Origin of the sequence: Bradyrhizobium ganzhouense (assembly GCF_049949285.1) — a bacterium.
GTDB lineage: Bacteria > Pseudomonadota > Alphaproteobacteria > Rhizobiales > Xanthobacteraceae > Bradyrhizobium > Bradyrhizobium ganzhouense.
The window spans coordinates 3,056,928-3,074,467 of the sequence record NZ_CP181318.1 but is presented as its reverse complement, the minus strand read 5'-3'; the positions used below and the strand labels follow the sequence as shown (position 1 = coordinate 3,074,467).

The window sequence follows — 17,540 nt, the reverse complement described above, 5'->3', positions numbered from 1 at the left end:
GCGGCACGAAGAACGTGGATGCCCGGGACAAGCCCGGGCACGACGGCTGAGTGTGTGGCCGTAGCGGCGCCCTACCCCGTATTCCTTAACCCCGCCGAGATGCCGTTGATCGTCAGCTGAATCCCGCGCAGCACCTGCTCATCCGGGTTCTGCGTGCGGTGCGCCCTCAACAGCTCGACCTGCACGTGGTTGAGCGGGTCGAGATAGGGGAAGCGATGACGCACGGAGCGCTCCAGCAGCGGATTGCCTTGCAGCAGCCGGTCCTGATCCATGATGTCGAGCAACGTCTCGATGCAGGAATGCCATTCGCGGCGGATGCGGCCGAAGATCTTTTCGCGCAGGGCTTCGTCCGGCACCAGCTCCGCATAGCGCGAGGCGATCGCGATCGAGCTTTTCGCCAGCACCATGTCCATGTTCGACAACAGCATGCGGAAGAACGGCCATTCCTTGTAGAGCTCTTTCAGGAACGGCATGCCCTTGTCGGGATGCTCCGCGATCCATTGCTCCACTGCGCTGCCAAAGCCGTACCAGCCCGGCAGCATCAGGCGGCATTGCGCCCAGGAGAACACCCAGGGGATGGCACGCAAATCCTCGATCGCGCGGGTCTTCTTGCGCGAGGCCGGGCGGCTGCCGATGTTGAGCGTCGCGATCTCGTTGATCACGGTCGAGGACCAGAAATATTCGACGAAGCCGTCGGTCTCGTAGACGAGGCCGCGATAGGCTTTGAAGGCGAGATTTGAAAGCTCGTCCATCGCAGTGAGATATTCGCGGCGCGGCGCGCTCTGGCTCGGCTGCAACAGGCTTGCATCCAGCGTCGCCGCCGCCAGGATCTCGAGATTGTTGCGGCCGACCTCCGCGTTGGAATATTTCGACGAGATGATCTCGCCCTGCTCGGTGATGCGGATCTGGCCGTTCACCGCCCCGCCCGGCTGCGCGACGATGGCGTCATAGCTCGGTCCGCCGCCGCGGCCGACCGAGCCGCCGCGGCCGTGGAACAGGCGCAGGCGGACGCCGTGGCGCTCGAATACGTCGACGAGGCCGATCTCGGCCTTGTAGAGCTCCCAGCCCGAGGTGACGAAGCCGCCATCCTTGTTCGAGTCGGAATAGCCGAGCATGACCTCCTGGACGCTACCGCGGCTATCGACGAGGCGGCGGTAATCGTGCAGCGACAGCATGCGATCCATGATGCCGCTCGACGCCTGCAAATCCTCGATGGTCTCGAACAGCGGCACGATGTTGATGGCGCTGCGCCCGGAGGGATGGACCAGGCCCACCTCCTTCAGCAGCACCGCGACCTCGAGCATGTCAGACATGCTCTTGCACATCGAGATGATGCATTGGGGAATGGCGTCCGAGCCGAACTTCGCATGCGCCTCCGCAGCCGCATGGAAGACGTTGAGCTCGCCCATGGTCTCGTCGCTGTACTTGACGAACGGCGAGACCAGCGCGCGCGTAGAGCGCAATTCGTTGGTGAGCAGCGAGATGCGTGCGTCCTCGCCGAGGGCGAGATAGGACATGCCGGGATTGGCCGCATCCATCAGCTCTGCGATGGTGCGTTCGTGCACCGCCGAGTTCTGCCGGATATCGAGCCGCGCCAGGTGGAAGCCGAAGCAATCCACCGCGCGGCGCAACAACCGCAGCCGGCCGCGCGCGATGACGCGGGCATTGTTGGAGATCAGCGAGCGGTGCAGCACGTCGAGATCGGCCTGCAATTCCCTGACGCTCTCATAAGGCGCGCCCTTGCCGACGGGACGGCGGGTGATCTCGACCTCGAGCTTTTCGGCCGTGGCCGTCAGGCGGGCATAGATGCCGGAGACCGCGAGGCGATAGGGCTCGCCGCTCCGGTGCGGCGAGGTATCGGGCGAACGCTCCGCCAGCGTGCGCAGCTCCTCGGACACGTCGGCGAGATGGGCCGCGATCGACAGCTCGGAGCCGAGCACGTGCAGTTCTTCCAGATAGAACTGCATCACCCGGCTGGACTGGAGCCGCAGCGTACCGCGCATCACGTCGGCGGTCACAAACGGATTGCCGTCACGGTCGCCGCCGATCCAGCTGCCCATGCGCAGGAACGAGGCGAGTTCGCTGGCGGCCTGCTCGCCGCCCTCCTCCAGCTTGTCTTCCAGCGCGTTGACCAGCCGCGGTACTTCACGAAGGAAAGTGTAGTCGTAGAACGACAGGCCGTTGGCGACCTCGTCGAGCACGGTGAGCTTGGTCCGGCGCAACAAATTGGTCTGCCACAGCGTCAGCACCTCGCGGCGCAGCTGCTCGTCGCTGGCGGCGGCTTCATCCTCCGTCAGCGCAACCCGCTCGCGGCGGTCAAGCAGGCCGGCGACCTCCATCTCGCGGTCCATGGTGCTCTTGCGGCGAACCTCCGTGGGGTGCGCCGTCAGGACGGGACTGACGAGCGCGCTCTTGAAGAAATGGCGCAGTACGTCGGTGCCGATTCCTGCACCCCTGGCCTTGGCCAGAGTCTCTGCCAGCACGCCCGAGCCGTTGGCCGCACTGCGGGCGCGCATCTGGCGGATGTTGTTCTGATCTTCGGCGATGTTGGCGAGGTGGGAGAAATAGCTGAAGGCGCGGACGATCCGCACCGTATCCGAGGTCGACATGCCGTCGAGGATCTGCTCGAGCTCGCGTCGGGCGAGCCGGTCCTCGTCGCGGTGGAACCGGATCGAGGTCTGCCGGATGCGCTCGACCAGGTCGAACACATCTGCGCCCTCCTGGTCGCGCACGGTGTCGCCCAGGATGCGCCCGAGCAGGCGGATGTCGTCGCGCAGCCGCGCATCAGCCTCCAGCGCCTGGGCGTCCTCAGGCCTGTTCGGGCGAAGATCGGTGGCGTCGGATGGTACGGTCTGGAGGGACATGGCTTGCTCTCCCTGTAGAGCTCCCAATGGCTCCCCGGCCTACGGAGTGTGCAAGTTTTTTGCCGCAGCGCAAGATGAAGTTGGGGGCGGCGCACACCGAGGGTGGAGCTAGGCCGGCACGATCACCTTGCCGATCGGCCAGAGCGCGATGCCCGCGAGCTTCAGATGGGCCCAGGCGAAGGGAATGCCGATGATGGTGATGGCGAAGATCACGGCCGTCAGGACGTGGCCGAGCGCCAGCCACCAGCCGGCCAGCACGAGCCAGATGATGTTGCCGATCACCCCGAGCGGGCCGGTGCCGATATCGCCAGCCCCAGTGACCTCGTCGCGGCTGACCGCTCGCGACCCGAATGGCAGCAGGGCGTAGACGGCGATATTGAACGCCGCCCGCGCCCAGGGCAGGCCGATGATGGTGATGGCCATGATGACGGACGCCACCAGCCAGCCGAATGCCATCCAGGCACCGCCGATGAGAATCCAGATGACGTTGAGCAGAATGGAAACGGGGGCCATGGTTTTATCCCGGGGTCGATGACCCCGCCTATATAGGAGTGAAAATCGTCGCTGCGAAGATGCCCATCGACCGCCGCGTGTGACTGCCTCAAATGGCGTCACCCGTTCTCTACTTCATCGATTTGACGCACGCGGCGACCAGAATGGCACGGCGCTTGAACCATTCGGCAGGCGTTGCTGTCGCGGCCATTGGAGCCGGGGGATTCACATGTCCAATTTCGTCATCGAGGAAGGCCTGCCCTATCCGCTGGGTGCCCATTGGAGCGGCCAGGGCACGAACTTCGCGGTGTTTTCGGCCAATGCCACCAAGGTGGAAGTCTGCCTGTACGATGGCGATCGCGAAACGCATCGATTCGAGCTGCCGGAATATACCGACCAAGTCTTCCACGGATACATCGCCGGCGTCGGTCCAGGCACCTTTTACGGCTACCGCGTCTACGGGCCCTATCAGCCCGACGCCGGTCACCGTTTCAATCCCAACAAGCTGCTGCTCGATCCCTACGCCCGCGCACATGCCGGTAGCTTGAACTGGAATCCGGCCGTGTTCGGCTACAAGATGGAGACGGGCGACGACCGCACCTTCGACGAACGCGACAGTGCGCCGTTCATGCCGAAATGTGTTGTGGTCGATCCTGATTTCGACTGGCAGGCCGAGGCGGCCCGTCAGAACGTCCACTGGGACGAGACCATCGTCTACGAGACCCATGTCAAGGGGTTCACGAAGAAGCACCCGGGTGTACCGGAGAACCTGCGCGGCACCTATGCCGGCTTCGCCGCGCCGGAGCTGATCGGCCATCTGACATCGCTCGGCGTGACCTCGATCGAGCTGCTGCCCGTGCATTCCTTCATCAACGACGACAATCTTCTGAAGAAGAACCTGGTCAATTACTGGGGCTACAACACCATCGGCTTCTTCGCGCCCGACCCGCGCTACGCATCGGACGTGCCGAACAGTCTGCGCGAGTTCAAGGAGATGGTCTCGAAGCTGCACGGCGCCGGGCTCGAGGTGATCCTCGACGTCGTCTACAACCACACGGCCGAAGGCAACGAGCTCGGGCCGACGCTGTCCTTCAAGGGCATCGATAATGCCAGCTATTATCGCCTCCTGCCCGACCGGAAGCGCTATTACATCAACGACACCGGCACCGGAAACACCGTCAATCTGTCCCATCCGCGCGTGATCCAGATGGTGATGGATTCCTTGCGCTACTGGGCCGGGCACATGCATATCGACGGCTTTCGCTTCGATCTCGGCACCATCCTCGCGCGCGAGGTCTACGGCTTCGACGAGCAGAGCGGATTTCTGAAGGCGATGGATCAGGATCCGTTGCTCTCGACCGTCAAGCTGATCGCCGAGCCCTGGGACTGTGGACCCGGTGGCTACCAGGTTGGCGGCTTCCCGCCAGGCTGGGCCGAGTGGAACGATAAATATCGCGACACCGTCCGCGACTATTGGCGCGGCGAGGCGCCGCCGTCCGTGCTCGCCTCGCGGTTCCTTGGCTCGGGCGACATCTTCGGCCGCTGGGGCGGCCGTCGCTCATGGGCGAGCGTCAACTTCATCACGGCTCATGATGGTTTCACGCTGAACGATTGGGCGAGCTACAACGACAAGCACAACGAAGCCAATGGCGAGGGCAACCGCGACGGCAATTCCAGCAACCGCTCCTGGAACTGCGGCGTCGAAGGCCCGACCGATAGCAAGGATATTATTGCCCTGCGCGAGCGGCAGAAGCGTAACATGCTGGCGACCCTGTTGCTTTCGCAGGGAACGCCGATGCTGCTCGGCGGCGACGAGTTTGGCCGGACGCAACAGGGCAACAACAACGCCTATTGCCAGGACAGCGATATCTCCTGGTTCGACTGGACGATGGGCGAGGATGCGCAAAAGCTGCTCGCCTTCACCAAGCGGGTGATCCAGCTCAGGCGCGACTACCCCATCCTGCGGCGCAGCCGCTTCCTCACGGGCGCGCATGATACACAACTCGACATCCGCGACGTCGTCTGGGTCAATGCCACCGGCAGCGAGATGTCGAGCGCGGATTGGGAGAGCGGCTGGCAAAAATGCTTCGGCGTCGTGCTCGACGGCCGCGCGCGCAAGACCGCGATCCCGCGCCGTGGTGAGGACGACAGCGTGCTGATCATCCTCAACAGCTATGAGGGCGAGGTCGACTTCAAGCTGCCGCACACCACGGCGGGCCCATGCTGGTCGCTGCTGCTCGACACGAATGTCGGCGACGGCGCATCCGGTGCCCGGTTCGAGTTCGACGGCATCTACAAGGTGCCGGGCCGGTCGTTCCTGCTGTTCGTTGGCGGGGAGCTGGCGTAGAGCGCCTTCGCTATCGTAGCCCGGATGGAGCGAAGCGAAATCCGGAGTTTTAAACGCGAGCACCGCCCCGGATTGCGCTACGCTCCATCCGGGCTACAAGGCCTTCAAATCTTTCGCCCCGCCTGCTCCCAATAGGGATCGCGCAGCCGGCGTTTGAAGATTTTCCCGGAGTCTTCGCGCGGCAGCCCCGTGCGGATTTCGATGTGCTTCGGCACCTTGTAATCGGCGAGCGAGCCCTTCAGCCGCGCGCGGATGCCGGCGGCATCGAGCGTGATGCCCGGTTGCGGCTCGACCACGGCCATCAACGCCTCGCCGAACTCGGCATCCGGAATGCCGAACACCGCGCAATCATGCACGCCGGGCACGGCGTGCAGCACGGATTCAATCTCGGCCGGATAGATGTTGACGCCGCCAGAGATCACCATGTCGCGCTTGCGATCGCAGATGAAGACATAACCGTCTTCGTCGATATAACCGACGTCGCCCGAGGTGATGAATCCGTCGCGGTCGATCTCGGCGCGCTTCTCGGGCTTGTTGTGATAGGTAAAGTCGGCCATCCCGGCCATGCGGGAATAGATCTCGCCGATCTCGCCGACGCCCAGCACGCGTCCGTCTTCGCCGAGGAAGCGCAGCTCCGCGCCGGGCGATATCTTGCCGACCGTGCCGGGCTTCTTCAGCGCGTCCTCGGAGGTCGCAAAGGTGACGGCGCTGGATTCGGTCGAGCCGTAGAATTCATAGATCACCGGCCCCCACCATTCGATCATGGCGCGCTTGACGTCGGCTGGGCATGGCGCGGCGGCGTGAATGATGTGGCGGAGCGAGGAGACGTCGTATTTCTTGCGCACCGCCTCCGGCAGCTTCATCAGGCGGATGAACATAGTCGGCACCATGAAGATGGTGTCGATTGTGTACCGCTCGATCAGCTGCAGAAACTCTTCCGGCTCGAAGCGCGGCATCAGCACCAGCGCGCCGCCGAGTTTTCCGGCACGAATGCCGAACGAGTTCGGCGCGGAATGATAGAGCGGGCCCGGCAGGATCGCGCGGGCGCCGGGCTTCAGTCCGTAGATCATCGCGCGCATGCGTTCACCGGCCGCCTGCTGATCCGCCGTCGGCGCGTTGCGGCGCACGCCCTTGGGATGGCCAGTCGTCCCCGACGTGTAGATCATGTTCATCGGCTGCGGCACGACCGGGCCGTCATAGGGCTGGTACTGCGCGAGCCAAGGCTCGAAATCGATCGCGAAGTCCGGCGTCGTCAGGTGATCGGAATCGATCTTGTAGTTCTTCAAAATCTCCGGCGGCGTCGGCACGCTGAGCACCGTGACGCCCTTCGGAATCGCATCGCGCAGGGCGTGCAGCATGTCGGCATGTCCGATCAGCACGGACGTACCGGTATCACCAAGGATGTAATTGATCTCCTCCGGCTTGAAATGCCAGTTGATCGGCACGCCATAGGCGCCGAGCCGCATCGCAGCGTAAGCGGCTTCCACAAACGCGATGTCGTTGCGCATCAGTATGCAGACGCAATCGCCCTGCTTGACGCCGATCTTGGCGAAGCCGCTTGCGATGCGGTCGGCGCGATTGGCGACCTCGGCGTGGGCGCGACGGCGCTCGCCGGAGACGATGCCGAGGAATGGGGGCGTTTCGCTCATTTTTGTTTTCCGATCTTTCGTCGGGTTAAGAGACGTGGACAACACTCAGGTCGTCATTCCGGGGCGATGCGCAGCATCGAGCCCGGAATCCATTTCACCGCAGACTATGCGGCTCGATGGATTCCGGGCCTGCGCCTACGGCGCATCCCGGAATGACGGCGCCGCTAATCCGCATACTTCGCTGCACGCTTCTCCAGATTCGACCGCACCGCTTCGGTCTGGTTCGCGCTGCCGATCAGCTTCTGCTGCTCGACGGATTCGGCGAGCAGCGCGGGGCCCGGATCGACCGAGAGATTGTTGAGCAGGCGCTTGGCGGCGCGGATCGCATCGGGGCTCTTGCCGGCGATCTCGCGCGCGACTTCGAGCGCTGCGGCGCGCGGATCATCGCAGATGCGTGTGGCGAGGCCATACGTCATCGCCTCCTGCGCGGAGAAGATGCGGCCGGTGTAAGTGAGATCGCGCAAGATGTCGTCGCGCACCAGCGAGGCCAGGATCGGCGTGCCCGCCATGTCAGGCACGAGGCCCCATTTGATTTCCATCACCGACATCCGCGCATCGGGTGCGAGAAAACGCATGTCGGCGCCGAGCGAGAGCTGGAAGCCGCCGCCGAAGGCAACGCCATGCACGGCCGCGATCACGGGAACCGGAAGCTGGCGCCATCCCCATACCGCCTGTTGCGGAAAGTTCGCCTGACCGTGCGTCCGCTTGGTGAGATCGCGATTTTCGCCACCCGGAATTCCGTTGCCGCCCTTCTCCTTCATGGCGGCAAAGCGCCCCATGTCGAGGCCGGCGCAGAAGGCGCGGCCCTCGCCGGACAGCACGACGACGCGCACGCCTTTTTCCTGCGAAAGCCGCTCGGTTGCCGCAACAAGGGCCTCGAACATGGCCTGATCGAGCGCATTCATCTTGTCTGCGCGCACCAGGCGCACGTCGGCGACGCCTTCCGAGATCGAGATCGAGACGCGCTCTTCCATGGATGAATTCTCCCCTGTTCCTGTTCGGTGCCGCTTTACAGAAAGCTGTCGGCCGGATTTAGTCAATCGACCAATTAACTGACAATCCGTACGGGAGAAACAGCCATGTTCAAGGAAAATCTTCTGGCTGGCAGGAACATCCTTGTCACCGGTGGCGGCACAGGGCTCGGCAAATCGATGGCGGCGCGCTTTCTCCAGCTCGGTGCCGAGGTGCACATCTGCGGCCGGCGCAAGATCGTCTGCGACGAGACCGCGACCGAGCTGATGGCCGAATATGGCGGCCGCGTCACCAGCCACGGCGTCGACATCCGCAATGCGCTCGCGGTCGAGGAGATGATCGAGACCATTTTTCGCGATGCGCCGCTGACCGATCTCATCAACAACGCAGCCGGTAATTTCATCTCGCGCAGCGAAGAACTTTCGCCGCGCGGCTTCGATGCGGTCGCCAACATCGTCATGCACGGCACGTTCTATGTGACGCATGCGGTCGGCAAGCGCTGGATCGCCTTGAAGCAACCCGGCAACGTCGTGTCGATCACCGTGACCTGGGTGCGCAACGGCTCGCCTTACGTGGTGCCGTCGGCGATGAGCAAGTCGGCGATCCATGCGATGACGATGTCGCTCGCGACCGAATGGGGCCGCTACGGTATCCGCCTCAACACCATCGCACCAGGCGAGATCCCGACCGAGGGCATGAGCAAGCGCATCAAGCCCGGTGATGAAGCCGGCGCCCGCACCAAGGCGATGAACCCGATGGGCCGCGTCGGCACCATGGAGGAGCTGCAGAACCTCGCGGTGTTCCTGATTTCCGGCGGCTGCGACTGGATCACCGGCGAAACCATCGCCATGGACGGCGCCCAGGCGCTCGCGATGGGCGGCAATTTCTACCAGCTCCGCGACTGGAGCGACGACGACTGGAAAACCGCGCGCGAGAGCATCGTGGCGCAAAACGAGAAGGACCGGGCGAAGCGGGGGTAGTTGTTGTCGTCCCGGCGAAGGCCGGGACCCATATCCCCAGGGAGACATTTGGCGAAGGCTGGTCATGACCGGTCTTCGCCAAATTGCGTTTTGTGGCTATGGGTCCCGGCCTTCGCCGGGACGACGATGTTGAAATTCCAGTGCCCCTCCTCCCATCTTGTCTTCACCCGCGGATGACGCCACACTCCGCGGCATAAAAACAAAACGCCGACGGGAGAAACATGACCACACAGCCATTGGCGAATCTTGCCGACATGGTGCGAGAGCGCGCGACGAGCCGCGGCAACGCCACCGCCTATGAGTTCGAGGGCCGCGTCACCAGCTTTGCCGAGTTCGACGTCAAGACCAACAAGGTCGCGAATGCGCTCATTGCGATGGGCGTCAAGAAGGGCGACCGCATCGCCTATCTCGGCAAGAACAGCGATCTCTATTTCGAGCTGCTGATGGGCGCGATGAAGGCCGGCGTGGTGATGGCGCCGGTGAACTGGCGGCTGGCGGGCCCCGAGGTCGCCTTCATCGTCTCGGATTGCAAGGCGCCGGTGCTATTCGTGGGGCCGGAGTTCATCACGCAGGTCCACCAGATCAAGGACCAGCTGACCGGCGTGCGTAGCGTCATCACCACCGAAGGCGGCGCGCCGGAATGGCAGGATTTTACAGCGTGGCGCGATGCGCAGAGCGGCGACGATCCCAAGGTGCCGATCGACACCAGGGACATCGCAATCCAGCTCTACACGTCCGGCACGACAGGCAAGCCGAAGGGCGCGATGCTGTCGCATGCAAACTTTCTCAACCTCGTGCAGACCGGAAACGCCGAGGACAAGCCGGAGTGGAACCGGTGGTCGACCAACGATGTGTCGCTGGTGGCGATGCCGATCTTCCATATCGGCGGCTCCGGCTGGGGCGTGATGGGGCTCTATCACGGCGCCCGCGGCGTGATCGCACGCGAATTCGATCCGACCAAGGTGCTGGATTTCTTCGAGCTATCAGGCATCACAAAGCTGTTCATGGTGCCGGCGGCGATGCAGTTCGTGGTGCGGCAGCCGCGCGCGAAGACAGTCGACTTCTCGCGATTGAAATACATGCTCTACGGCGCTTCGCCTATTCCAGCGGCGCTTCTGAAGGAATGCATCGAGGTCTTCAAATGCGACTTTGTGCAGATGTACGGCATGACGGAGACGACGGGCACCATCGTCGCGCTGCCGCCTGAGGACCACGTCGAGGGCCTGGAGCGGATGCGTTCCGCCGGCAAGGCGCTGCCGGGCGTCGAGATCGCGATTCTGGGCGCTGACGGCAAGCCGCTACCGCCGCGCGAGGTCGGCGAGATCGCGACGCGCTCGGGCTCCAACATGGCCGGCTACTGGAATTTGCCGGAGGCGACCGCGTCGACGCTGCGCAGCGACGGCTGGCTGCGCACGGGCGATGCCGGCTACATGGACGAGGACGGTTATCTCTACATCCACGACCGCATCAAGGACATGATCATTTCCGGCGGCGAGAACATCTACCCGGCCGAGGTCGAGAGCGCGCTGTGCGATCATCCTGACGTCGCGGAGGCCGCCGTGATCGGCATCCCCGACGACAAATGGGGCGAGGCCGTGAAGGCCGTCGTGGTGATGAAGCCCGGCAAGGAGGCGACCGCCACCGACATCATCAACTTCACCCGCGAGCGCATCGCAGGGTTCAAGACGCCGAAGAGCGTGGAGTTCCTGCCGGCGCTGCCGCGGAATCCGAGCGGCAAGATCTTGCGGCGGCAATTGCGCGAGCCCTATTGGGCGGGGAAGGATCGACGGGTGAATTAGCCTCGCCCTATCCTCGTGGTCGTCCCGGCGAAGGCCGGGACCCATACCCCCAGGCTTGGGTTTGGCGATGACTCGGAGTCGCCATCCGGCGCGACAACATCTCCCTGGGGTTAGGGGTCCCGGCCTTCGCCGGGACGACATGGGGCTAATGCTTCCCCGGCCCCATATAGCCGAACAGGAACCCCGCCACCTTGCGCATCTGGATCTCCTCGCTACCTTCCGTGATGCGGTAGCGGCGGTGGTGGCGGTAGATGTGCTCGAATGGCTTGTGGCGTGAGTAGCCCATGCCGCCGTGGACCTGCATGGCGCGGTCGGCAGACTCACAACAAAGGCGGTTTGCCCAGTAGTTGCACATCGAGACGCGGTCGGAGAGCGTCCGCTCGATCTGCTCCTCGTTGAGCTGGTCCATCTCCCAGGCGGTCTTGCGGATCAGCAGGCGCAGCATCTCGGCCTGGGTGGCGAGCTCGACCAGCGGGAACTGGATTGCCTGGTTCTCGGCGAGCGCCTTGCCGAACGGCTTTCGCTCGCGCGCATATTTCACGCTCTCGTTGATGCAGTAGACGGCAGCGCCGAGCGAACTTGCGGCTTGGCGGATGCGGTTCTGATGGACAAAGCACTGCGCCAGCGACAAGCCGCGACCGACCTCGCCGAACTGCGCATCCTCAGGCACGAACACATCCGTAAAGCTGACGCGTGGATGGTCGGTCGGCATGTTGAAGGTCCACATGTACTCCTCGACCTTCACGCCGTGGCTCTTGGCCGGCACCAGGAAGCAGGTGATGCCGCGGGCATCGCCGTCATTGCCCGAGGTGCGCGCGAACAACGCGCAGTGTGTGGCGACATGCATGCCGGTCGTCCACATCTTCTCGCCATTGATGATCCAGCCCTTGACGTTGTCCCTGACAGCCGGCACCGCGCGCGTCTCCATATGTGTCGCGTCCGAGCCGTGATGCGGCTCGGTCAAGCCAAAGGTGATGCGGTACTTGCCCTTGATCGAGCCGTCGATCATCGCCTTCTGGTCGTCGCGGCCGTAGCGGTCGAGCATAGTGACGACGGGAAAATTACCGACGATGGAGTGCTCGTTCTGGAGATCATTGTGCAGGCCAAGGCCCTTTGCCGCAAAATGCTCGCGGATCACGGCCATCCAGAGGTTGGAGCCGTCCTTGCCGCCATACTGCTTCGGCACCGGGAAGCGCAGATGACCGGCGGCGTCCGCGAGATCCTTGGCCTTGCGCAGCAGCGCTTCCCACTCATGCCGCGGCAGGCCGCCATTCTCGAAATCGGTGCGCGCCCATTCGCGGCGATGATCGAAGAAGCGGATGTTGTCGTCGGCCGCTTCCAGCGGCTTGATCTCGCGCTCGATGAAGCGATCGAGCTCTCCGAGATAGGCGACGAGATCGGCAGGCAATGAGAAATCCACGGCTCTCTCCCGGATTGATTTTATCGTTTTGCGTTAAGGCGCTAGGCGCATTTTGCTTCGCGCGATTAAGGTGAGAAGAGCGCCTCCAAGTCAAGCAAAGTGAGGCGTGTCAGAGGCGCAAGGCGCACCAGCGCAATTCGATGGTGCTCTCGCACTGAGGCGCGGTAGTATGACGCCAATATTCCTTCGGAAGAAACTATGGGAGCGCGCGATGGAGCTGAAATTCTCAAAGGTGGAACGCAAGGGGCCGATCACGATCATCACGTTGTTGCGGCCCGAGGTCTACAACGCGCTGCACATCGATGCGCATTTCGAGCTCAACAAGGTGTTTGACGATTTCGCCGCCGACCCCGAGCAGTGGGTCGCGGTCGTCACCGGCGCCGGCGACAAGGCGTTCTGCGCGGGCAACGATCTGAAGTGGCAGGCGGCGGGGGGCAAGCGCGGCTGGGACAAGGGCGGCTTCGCTGGCCTCACCTCGCGATTCGACTGCGACAAGCCGATCATCGCCGCGGTGAACGGTGTCGCGATGGGCGGCGGCTTCGAGATCGCGCTCGCCTGCGACCTGATCATCGCCTCGGAAAACGCGACCTTCGCGCTGCCCGAGCCGCGTGTCGGCCTTGCCGCACTCGCCGGCGGCCTGCACCGGTTGCCGCGCCAGATCGGGCTGAAGCGCGCGATGGGCATGATCCTCACAGCGCGTCATGTCAGCGCCAAGGAGGGCCATGAGCTCGGCTTCGTCAACGAGGTGGTGCCGCAGGGCGAGGCGCTTGCGGGCGCGCTGCGCTGGGCGGAGATGATCACCAAGAACTCACCGATGTCGATCCGGGCCTCGAAGCAAACGATTCAGAAGGGCCTTGCCGTGTCGCTGGAGCAGGCGATCGAGGAGCAGCGCGAATATCCGGCGGTGAAGGCAATGGTGGCCTCACAGGATTATATCGAGGGCCCGAAGGCGTTTTCGGAGAAGCGGCCGCCGAAATGGGTGGGGAAGTAGGCGGTCCCTCCGCCGTCATTGCGAGCGAAGCGAAGCAATCCAGAAATGCACCCGCGGAGACAGTCTGGATTGCTTCGTCGCAAGGGCTCCTCGCAATGACGGGGAGAGGCCTACCCGCCTCGCGACAGCTCGCGCTTATAGGACGCGTAATTCGGCTGATCGACCGCGAGCTTGTCCATCGTGGTCGCCCACAGATGCTCGGCAAGGCCTGGTGTTGCTAAATCAACCTCGCCCTTGGCGATACGTTCCGCGAGTGCGCGGTTGAGCTCGGTCACCGAGCCGTCCATGCCGAGCAGCGCGCGTAGCCGCTCCAGCTCCTTCGCGTCGCTCCCCGCCTCGCGCGTCAGCTGCCGCGTGACGAGGTCGAGAATGTTGATCGCCACCCGCAGCTTGAACGCCTGGTGGCCGGAGATCAGCGGCGTGATGTCGTTGCGGAGGAAGTCGGCGACAGCCTTGGTCAGCTCGATCGATGTCGGTTCGTCCTGCATGCTTAGCCTCCCCGCGGCGCGAGCAGCCGCAGCAGATCAATCTCTGTTTCAGACGCGCGGCGGCCGATCATCGCGCGCTCCATCGAATGATCCGGCCCCTCGCGGAACCGCTGCATCATGCCGCCGCACATGATGCCCCAGCGCAGCGTCCCCATCACTTCCCAGAAATTGACGCGCGCCGGATCGACCTTGCGGCCAACTGCCTCATAGCCCGCGAATAGATCTTCGCGCGAGCCAAAGCCGCCAACCGGCTTGTCGATCTCGCCAAAGCGCCAGGAGTTCACGCAGACCCAGCCGAGATCCTCCATGGGATCGCCGAGATGGGCGAGCTCCCAGTCCAGCACGGCGCGAACGCCGTCGGCGCCGATGATGAGATTGCCGTTGCGGAAATCGCCATGCACCAGCGTGGTCTCGGCCGAGGGGCCCGGATCGTGGTCGCGCAGCCAGCGCAGCGCCAGCTCGAACACCGGCTTTGGCCAATTCAGGCTGCGATAGTCGCGCTCGAACTCGGAAATCTCCTCGGTCGCGGAGCGGCTGCGCAGCTCGGGCAGTTTGTCCTGCGGCAGCCTGTGCAGGCCCGCAAGCACGCCGCCGATCTGCCGCGCGAGCAGCGGCCGCGCCGCCGCGAACTCCTCGTCACGAAGAATCTTGCGTGCGATCGTCTCGCCCTCGACCCGCTGCATGATGAAGCCGGTGCCGAGCTCTTCGTCCGGCGTCAGCACATGCATCACGCGCGGCGACGGCACGCCCGCCTCATAGGCGAGCTGCATCAGCTGCGCTTCAGCCGCAAGACCCGCCGCGCGCGTCGGCGCTGCGCCATAGCCTTTCGGCGAGCGGCGCAGGATCGCGCCGATCGGCCCATCGGGATGCGTGATGTCGAAGCGCCAGGTCTCCTGGCTGGCGCCGCCGGACAGCTTCGCCGCGCCGGTGACGCCGGTCGCACCGGGACACCAGCGCTGGACGCTGCGGGAAAGCTCCGCCTCGATCATTTGCCTTTGAACTGCGCGGGTCGCTTTTCCAGGAACGCGCCGACGCCTTCACGGAAATCCTGCGTATCGCCGGCGCGCAGCTGGCACTGGAATTCGAGATTGAGCTGGTCCTCGAAGGAGTTTTCCGGGCTGTCCCAATAGAGCTTGCGGATCAGCGACAGCGCGATCGTCGGGCCGCTCGCGAGATCGCGCGCAAGTTTCATCGCCTCCTCCATCAGCACGCCGTCGTCATAGACGCGATTGACGAGACCCCATTCCAGCGCTTTCTCGGCCGGCAGGCGCTCGCCCATCAGCGACAATTCGACCGAACGCGCCTTGCCGATCAGGCGCGGCAACAGCCAGGTCGAGCCGCAATCCGGCACGAGACCGATGCGCCGGAAAGCCTGAAGGAAGTAGGAGGAACGCGCGCACAAAATCATGTCGCCGAGCAGCGCGAAGCTCATGCCGGCGCCGGCCGCCGGACCGTTGACCGCGGTCACGATCGGGCAATGCAGATTGCGGATGCGGCGCAGGAAGGGATGAAAGCCGGTCTCGAGCGTCAGGCCGGCCTTGGTCTCCTTGGACTGATTGTTGCGACCCTGGAGATTTGCACCGGTGCAGAACGCACGGCCCGCGCCGGTCAGCACGACGCAGCGTACCTCGTCCTTCTTCTCCTCGATCTCGTCGAGCGCATCGGAGAGCCCGCCCAGCATGTCCATGGAGACGGCGTTCATCACCTCCTGATGGTCGAGCCTGAGGATCGCGACCGAACCATCTAATTCGAGCGTGACGTGTTTGAACTGCATCGTTTCCTCGCCAGTTGCGGCCTACGTCAGTTTCGCAGACCGGAATTAGTTTTGCCGCGGCGCATATTTGATTTTTGGCGCGGTCTTGTCCATGGTGGCGAAAGCATACCCCACCGTCATATCGCATGATCTTGCGCGCAGCGGCTGACGCGCATCATACCAAGAAACCTTGCCAAGAAGTCTTGCCAAAAACAGGAAACGCGCCATGAACCTTTTCGACCTCACCGGCCGCGTCGCCGTGATCACCGGCGGCAATGGCGGTATCGGGCTCGGCATCGCGCAGGCGCTAGCCGGCCAGGGTTGCAACGTCTCGATCTGGGGCCGCAATGCTGACAAGAACAAGGCCGCTGCCGCGAGCATGGCGGGCCTCTCCGGCAAGGTCGACAGCCGCGTCTGCGACGTCACCGATCCGGCCTCGGTCAATGCCGCGATGAAAGCGACGCTCGACACTTTCGGCCGGGTCGACGGGTGCTTCGCCAATGCCGGCATCGGCGGTGGTGGTCGCAGGTCCTTCATCGAGCGCACCGAAGAGGAATGGCGCACGATGTTTGCGACCAATCTCGACGGCGTGTTCCACGCCTTCCAGGCCGCCGCAAAACACATGACCGACCGCGCCAATGCCGGCGATCCCTTCGGCCGGCTGGTTGCGACCTCGAGCCTCGCCTCGATCTTCGGCACCGCGCGCAACGAGCATTATGCGGCGACCAAGGCCGCCATCAACGCGCTGGTGCGCGCGCTCGGCGTCGAGCTCGCGCGCCACGGCGTCACCGCGAACGCGATCCTGCCCGGCTGGATCAAGAGCGACATGACCGCGGGCATCATGGCCAACGAAAAATTCGTCGCCAACGTGATGCCGCGGATTCCGATGCGCCGCTTCGGCGAGGCCAGCGATTTCGGTGGCATCGCGGTGTACCTGATGAGCAAGGCGTCGTCGTATCACACCGCAGATACGTTCGTGATCGACGGCGGCTATACGGCGTTTTGATTTTCGTAGCCCGGATGGAGTGAAGCGTAATCCGGGATTTTCAAAAGTAAGCAAGACCCGGATTTCGCTACGCTCCATCCGGGCTACAAACTCTGAGGGGAATGGGCAAATGTTCTCGCACATCATGATCGGCACCAACGACCTCGACAAGGCCAAGGCCTTTTACGACAACCTGCTCAGCACGCTCGAAGTGCGGCCGGCCAAGGTCGACGGCCATCGCATTTTCTATTTCACCAAGACCGGCGTGTTCTCGGTGTCGAAGCCGATCAACGGCGAGCCGGCGACCTGTGCAAACGGTGGCACTATCGGCTTTGCCGCCAACTCACCTGAGCAGGTCGACAAGTGGCACGCTGCCGGTGTCGCCGCCGGCGGAACGCCGATCGAGAATCCGCCCGGCATCCGCGAGGGCGCGGGGAACAAGCTCTATCTCGCTTATTTGCGCGACCTCGACGGCAACAAGATCTGCGCGATGCACCGGATGCCGAACTAGCTACATACTCGATGTCGTCCCGGCCTAGTACGCAATTGCGCACGGGAGCCGGGACCCATTGCCCCAGGGAGGAGTCGCGGCGCAAGCTGGTGACCGCGAGTCTTCGTCAAACTTCTCCCTGTGGTTATGGGTCCGGATCTGCGCTTCGCTTGTCCGGGACGACGTGGGGATAGAGTTCGCTCCTCCATTCAAACAACATTTCAAACGCTCTTGCGAAATTCCATCGCATGGCATGGCTCGCGTGAGAAAATGCGCGCTCGCACTTTGCGCGCGCTGCGACTATTCTCCG

At 63.7% G+C, this 17,540-nt stretch carries 15 protein-coding genes; 6 read left to right on the top strand and 9 right to left on the bottom strand.

Annotated elements, in window-relative coordinates; all coding sequences use genetic code 11:
* Positions 1-71: 71 nt before the first annotated feature.
* Positions 72-2,864 (bottom strand): phosphoenolpyruvate carboxylase, encoded by a 2,793-nt coding sequence (gene ppc / locus ACLFLU_RS14075; protein ID WP_426412771.1) that lies wholly within the window; start codon positions 2,862-2,864, stop codon positions 72-74.
* A gap of 108 nt (positions 2,865-2,972) precedes the next feature.
* Positions 2,973-3,377, bottom strand: coding sequence for a YccF domain-containing protein (locus ACLFLU_RS14070; RefSeq protein WP_426412770.1), 405 nt, complete (start codon positions 3,375-3,377; stop codon positions 2,973-2,975).
* A 208-nt stretch (positions 3,378-3,585) separates the two neighbouring features.
* Between ACLFLU_RS14070 and glgX the strand changes: the two genes are divergently transcribed.
* On the top strand, positions 3,586-5,703 hold the full coding sequence (gene glgX / locus ACLFLU_RS14065; RefSeq protein ID WP_426412769.1) for a glycogen debranching protein GlgX: 2,118 nt from the start codon (positions 3,586-3,588) through the stop codon (positions 5,701-5,703).
* 104 nt (positions 5,704-5,807) lie between these two features.
* On the opposite strand, the gene ACLFLU_RS14060 is transcribed toward glgX, so the two are convergent.
* Both ACLFLU_RS14060 and ACLFLU_RS14055 read right to left on the bottom strand, forming a co-directional pair.
* Positions 5,808-7,352 (bottom strand): acyl-CoA synthetase, encoded by a 1,545-nt coding sequence (locus tag ACLFLU_RS14060; protein WP_426412768.1) that lies wholly within the window; start codon positions 7,350-7,352, stop codon positions 5,808-5,810.
* Between the two features lie 164 nt (positions 7,353-7,516).
* Complete coding sequence (locus ACLFLU_RS14055; protein ID WP_426412767.1) at positions 7,517-8,326, bottom strand: crotonase/enoyl-CoA hydratase family protein; 810 nt, start codon at positions 8,324-8,326, stop codon at positions 7,517-7,519.
* Between the two features lie 105 nt (positions 8,327-8,431).
* Here ACLFLU_RS14055 and ACLFLU_RS14050 point away from each other — a divergent pair, with 105 nt between their 5' ends.
* A complete protein-coding gene (locus ACLFLU_RS14050) occupies positions 8,432-9,304 on the top strand; it encodes an SDR family oxidoreductase (RefSeq protein ID WP_426412766.1) in 873 nt (290 codons plus the stop codon).
* A gap of 221 nt (positions 9,305-9,525) precedes the next feature.
* Positions 9,526-11,103: a fatty acid--CoA ligase gene (locus tag ACLFLU_RS14045; RefSeq protein ID WP_426412765.1), complete on the top strand. Its 1,578-nt coding sequence runs from the start codon at positions 9,526-9,528 to the stop codon at positions 11,101-11,103.
* Between the two features lie 145 nt (positions 11,104-11,248).
* Here ACLFLU_RS14045 and ACLFLU_RS14040 read toward each other — a convergent pair whose 3' ends face one another.
* Positions 11,249-12,523, bottom strand: coding sequence for an acyl-CoA dehydrogenase family protein (locus ACLFLU_RS14040; RefSeq protein ID WP_426412764.1), 1,275 nt, complete (start codon positions 12,521-12,523; stop codon positions 11,249-11,251).
* 211 nt (positions 12,524-12,734) lie between these two features.
* Here ACLFLU_RS14040 and ACLFLU_RS14035 point away from each other — a divergent pair, with 211 nt between their 5' ends.
* Positions 12,735-13,514 (top strand): enoyl-CoA hydratase-related protein, encoded by a 780-nt coding sequence (locus ACLFLU_RS14035; protein WP_426412763.1) that lies wholly within the window; start codon positions 12,735-12,737, stop codon positions 13,512-13,514.
* 110 nt (positions 13,515-13,624) lie between these two features.
* Here the strand turns inward: ACLFLU_RS14035 and ACLFLU_RS14030 are convergent, their stop codons facing one another.
* The 4 genes from ACLFLU_RS14030 to ACLFLU_RS14015 are packed head-to-tail and all read right to left on the bottom strand — an operon-like array spanning position 13,625 to position 15,983.
* On the bottom strand, positions 13,625-14,002 hold the full coding sequence (locus tag ACLFLU_RS14030; RefSeq protein WP_426412762.1) for a DUF6285 domain-containing protein: 378 nt from the start codon (positions 14,000-14,002) through the stop codon (positions 13,625-13,627).
* A 2-nt stretch (positions 14,003-14,004) separates the two neighbouring features.
* The gene (locus ACLFLU_RS14025; RefSeq protein WP_426412761.1) at positions 14,005-14,991 is read right to left on the bottom strand and encodes a phosphotransferase family protein; all 987 of its coding nucleotides are present in this window, start codon (positions 14,989-14,991) and stop codon (positions 14,005-14,007) included.
* Positions 14,988-15,776: an enoyl-CoA hydratase/isomerase gene (locus ACLFLU_RS14020; protein ID WP_426412760.1), complete on the bottom strand. Its 789-nt coding sequence runs from the start codon at positions 15,774-15,776 to the stop codon at positions 14,988-14,990. Before ACLFLU_RS14020 ends, ACLFLU_RS14025 begins: the two co-directional genes overlap by 4 nt.
* A 45-nt stretch (positions 15,777-15,821) precedes the next feature.
* Complete coding sequence (locus tag ACLFLU_RS14015; protein ID WP_426412759.1) at positions 15,822-15,983, bottom strand: hypothetical protein; 162 nt, start codon at positions 15,981-15,983, stop codon at positions 15,822-15,824.
* On the opposite strand from ACLFLU_RS14015, the gene ACLFLU_RS14010 reads away from it, so the two are divergent.
* A complete protein-coding gene (locus ACLFLU_RS14010) occupies positions 15,982-16,761 on the top strand; it encodes an SDR family NAD(P)-dependent oxidoreductase (protein WP_426412758.1) in 780 nt (259 codons plus the stop codon). The two genes, ACLFLU_RS14015 and ACLFLU_RS14010, sit on opposite strands and share 2 nt — an antisense overlap.
* 109 nt (positions 16,762-16,870) lie before the next feature.
* Positions 16,871-17,251: a VOC family protein gene (locus ACLFLU_RS14005; protein ID WP_426412757.1), complete on the top strand. Its 381-nt coding sequence runs from the start codon at positions 16,871-16,873 to the stop codon at positions 17,249-17,251.
* Positions 17,252-17,540 lie beyond the last annotated feature (289 nt).

What these genes read in the sequence shown, in the direction of transcription:
- glgX (WP_426412769.1), top strand. Translation starts at nt 3,586, where the DNA reads ATGTCCAATTTCGTCATCGAGGAAGGCCTGCCCTATCCGCTGGGTGCC.
- ppc (WP_426412771.1), bottom strand. Translation starts at nt 2,864, where the DNA reads ATGTCCCTCCAGACCGTACCATCCGACGCCACCGATCTTCGCCCGAAC.
- ACLFLU_RS14045 (WP_426412765.1), top strand. Translation starts at nt 9,526, where the DNA reads ATGACCACACAGCCATTGGCGAATCTTGCCGACATGGTGCGAGAGCGC.
- ACLFLU_RS14050 (WP_426412766.1), top strand. Translation starts at nt 8,432, where the DNA reads ATGTTCAAGGAAAATCTTCTGGCTGGCAGGAACATCCTTGTCACCGGT.
- ACLFLU_RS14015 (WP_426412759.1), bottom strand. Translation starts at nt 15,983, where the DNA reads ATGGCGCGTTTCCTGTTTTTGGCAAGACTTCTTGGCAAGGTTTCTTGG.
- ACLFLU_RS14060 (WP_426412768.1), bottom strand. Translation starts at nt 7,352, where the DNA reads ATGAGCGAAACGCCCCCATTCCTCGGCATCGTCTCCGGCGAGCGCCGT.
- ACLFLU_RS14025 (WP_426412761.1), bottom strand. Translation starts at nt 14,991, where the DNA reads ATGATCGAGGCGGAGCTTTCCCGCAGCGTCCAGCGCTGGTGTCCCGGT.
- ACLFLU_RS14020 (WP_426412760.1), bottom strand. Translation starts at nt 15,776, where the DNA reads ATGCAGTTCAAACACGTCACGCTCGAATTAGATGGTTCGGTCGCGATC.
- ACLFLU_RS14035 (WP_426412763.1), top strand. Translation starts at nt 12,735, where the DNA reads ATGGAGCTGAAATTCTCAAAGGTGGAACGCAAGGGGCCGATCACGATC.
- ACLFLU_RS14070 (WP_426412770.1), bottom strand. Translation starts at nt 3,377, where the DNA reads ATGGCCCCCGTTTCCATTCTGCTCAACGTCATCTGGATTCTCATCGGC.
- ACLFLU_RS14055 (WP_426412767.1), bottom strand. Translation starts at nt 8,326, where the DNA reads ATGGAAGAGCGCGTCTCGATCTCGATCTCGGAAGGCGTCGCCGACGTG.
- ACLFLU_RS14005 (WP_426412757.1), top strand. Translation starts at nt 16,871, where the DNA reads ATGTTCTCGCACATCATGATCGGCACCAACGACCTCGACAAGGCCAAG.
- ACLFLU_RS14010 (WP_426412758.1), top strand. Translation starts at nt 15,982, where the DNA reads ATGAACCTTTTCGACCTCACCGGCCGCGTCGCCGTGATCACCGGCGGC.
- ACLFLU_RS14030 (WP_426412762.1), bottom strand. Translation starts at nt 14,002, where the DNA reads ATGCAGGACGAACCGACATCGATCGAGCTGACCAAGGCTGTCGCCGAC.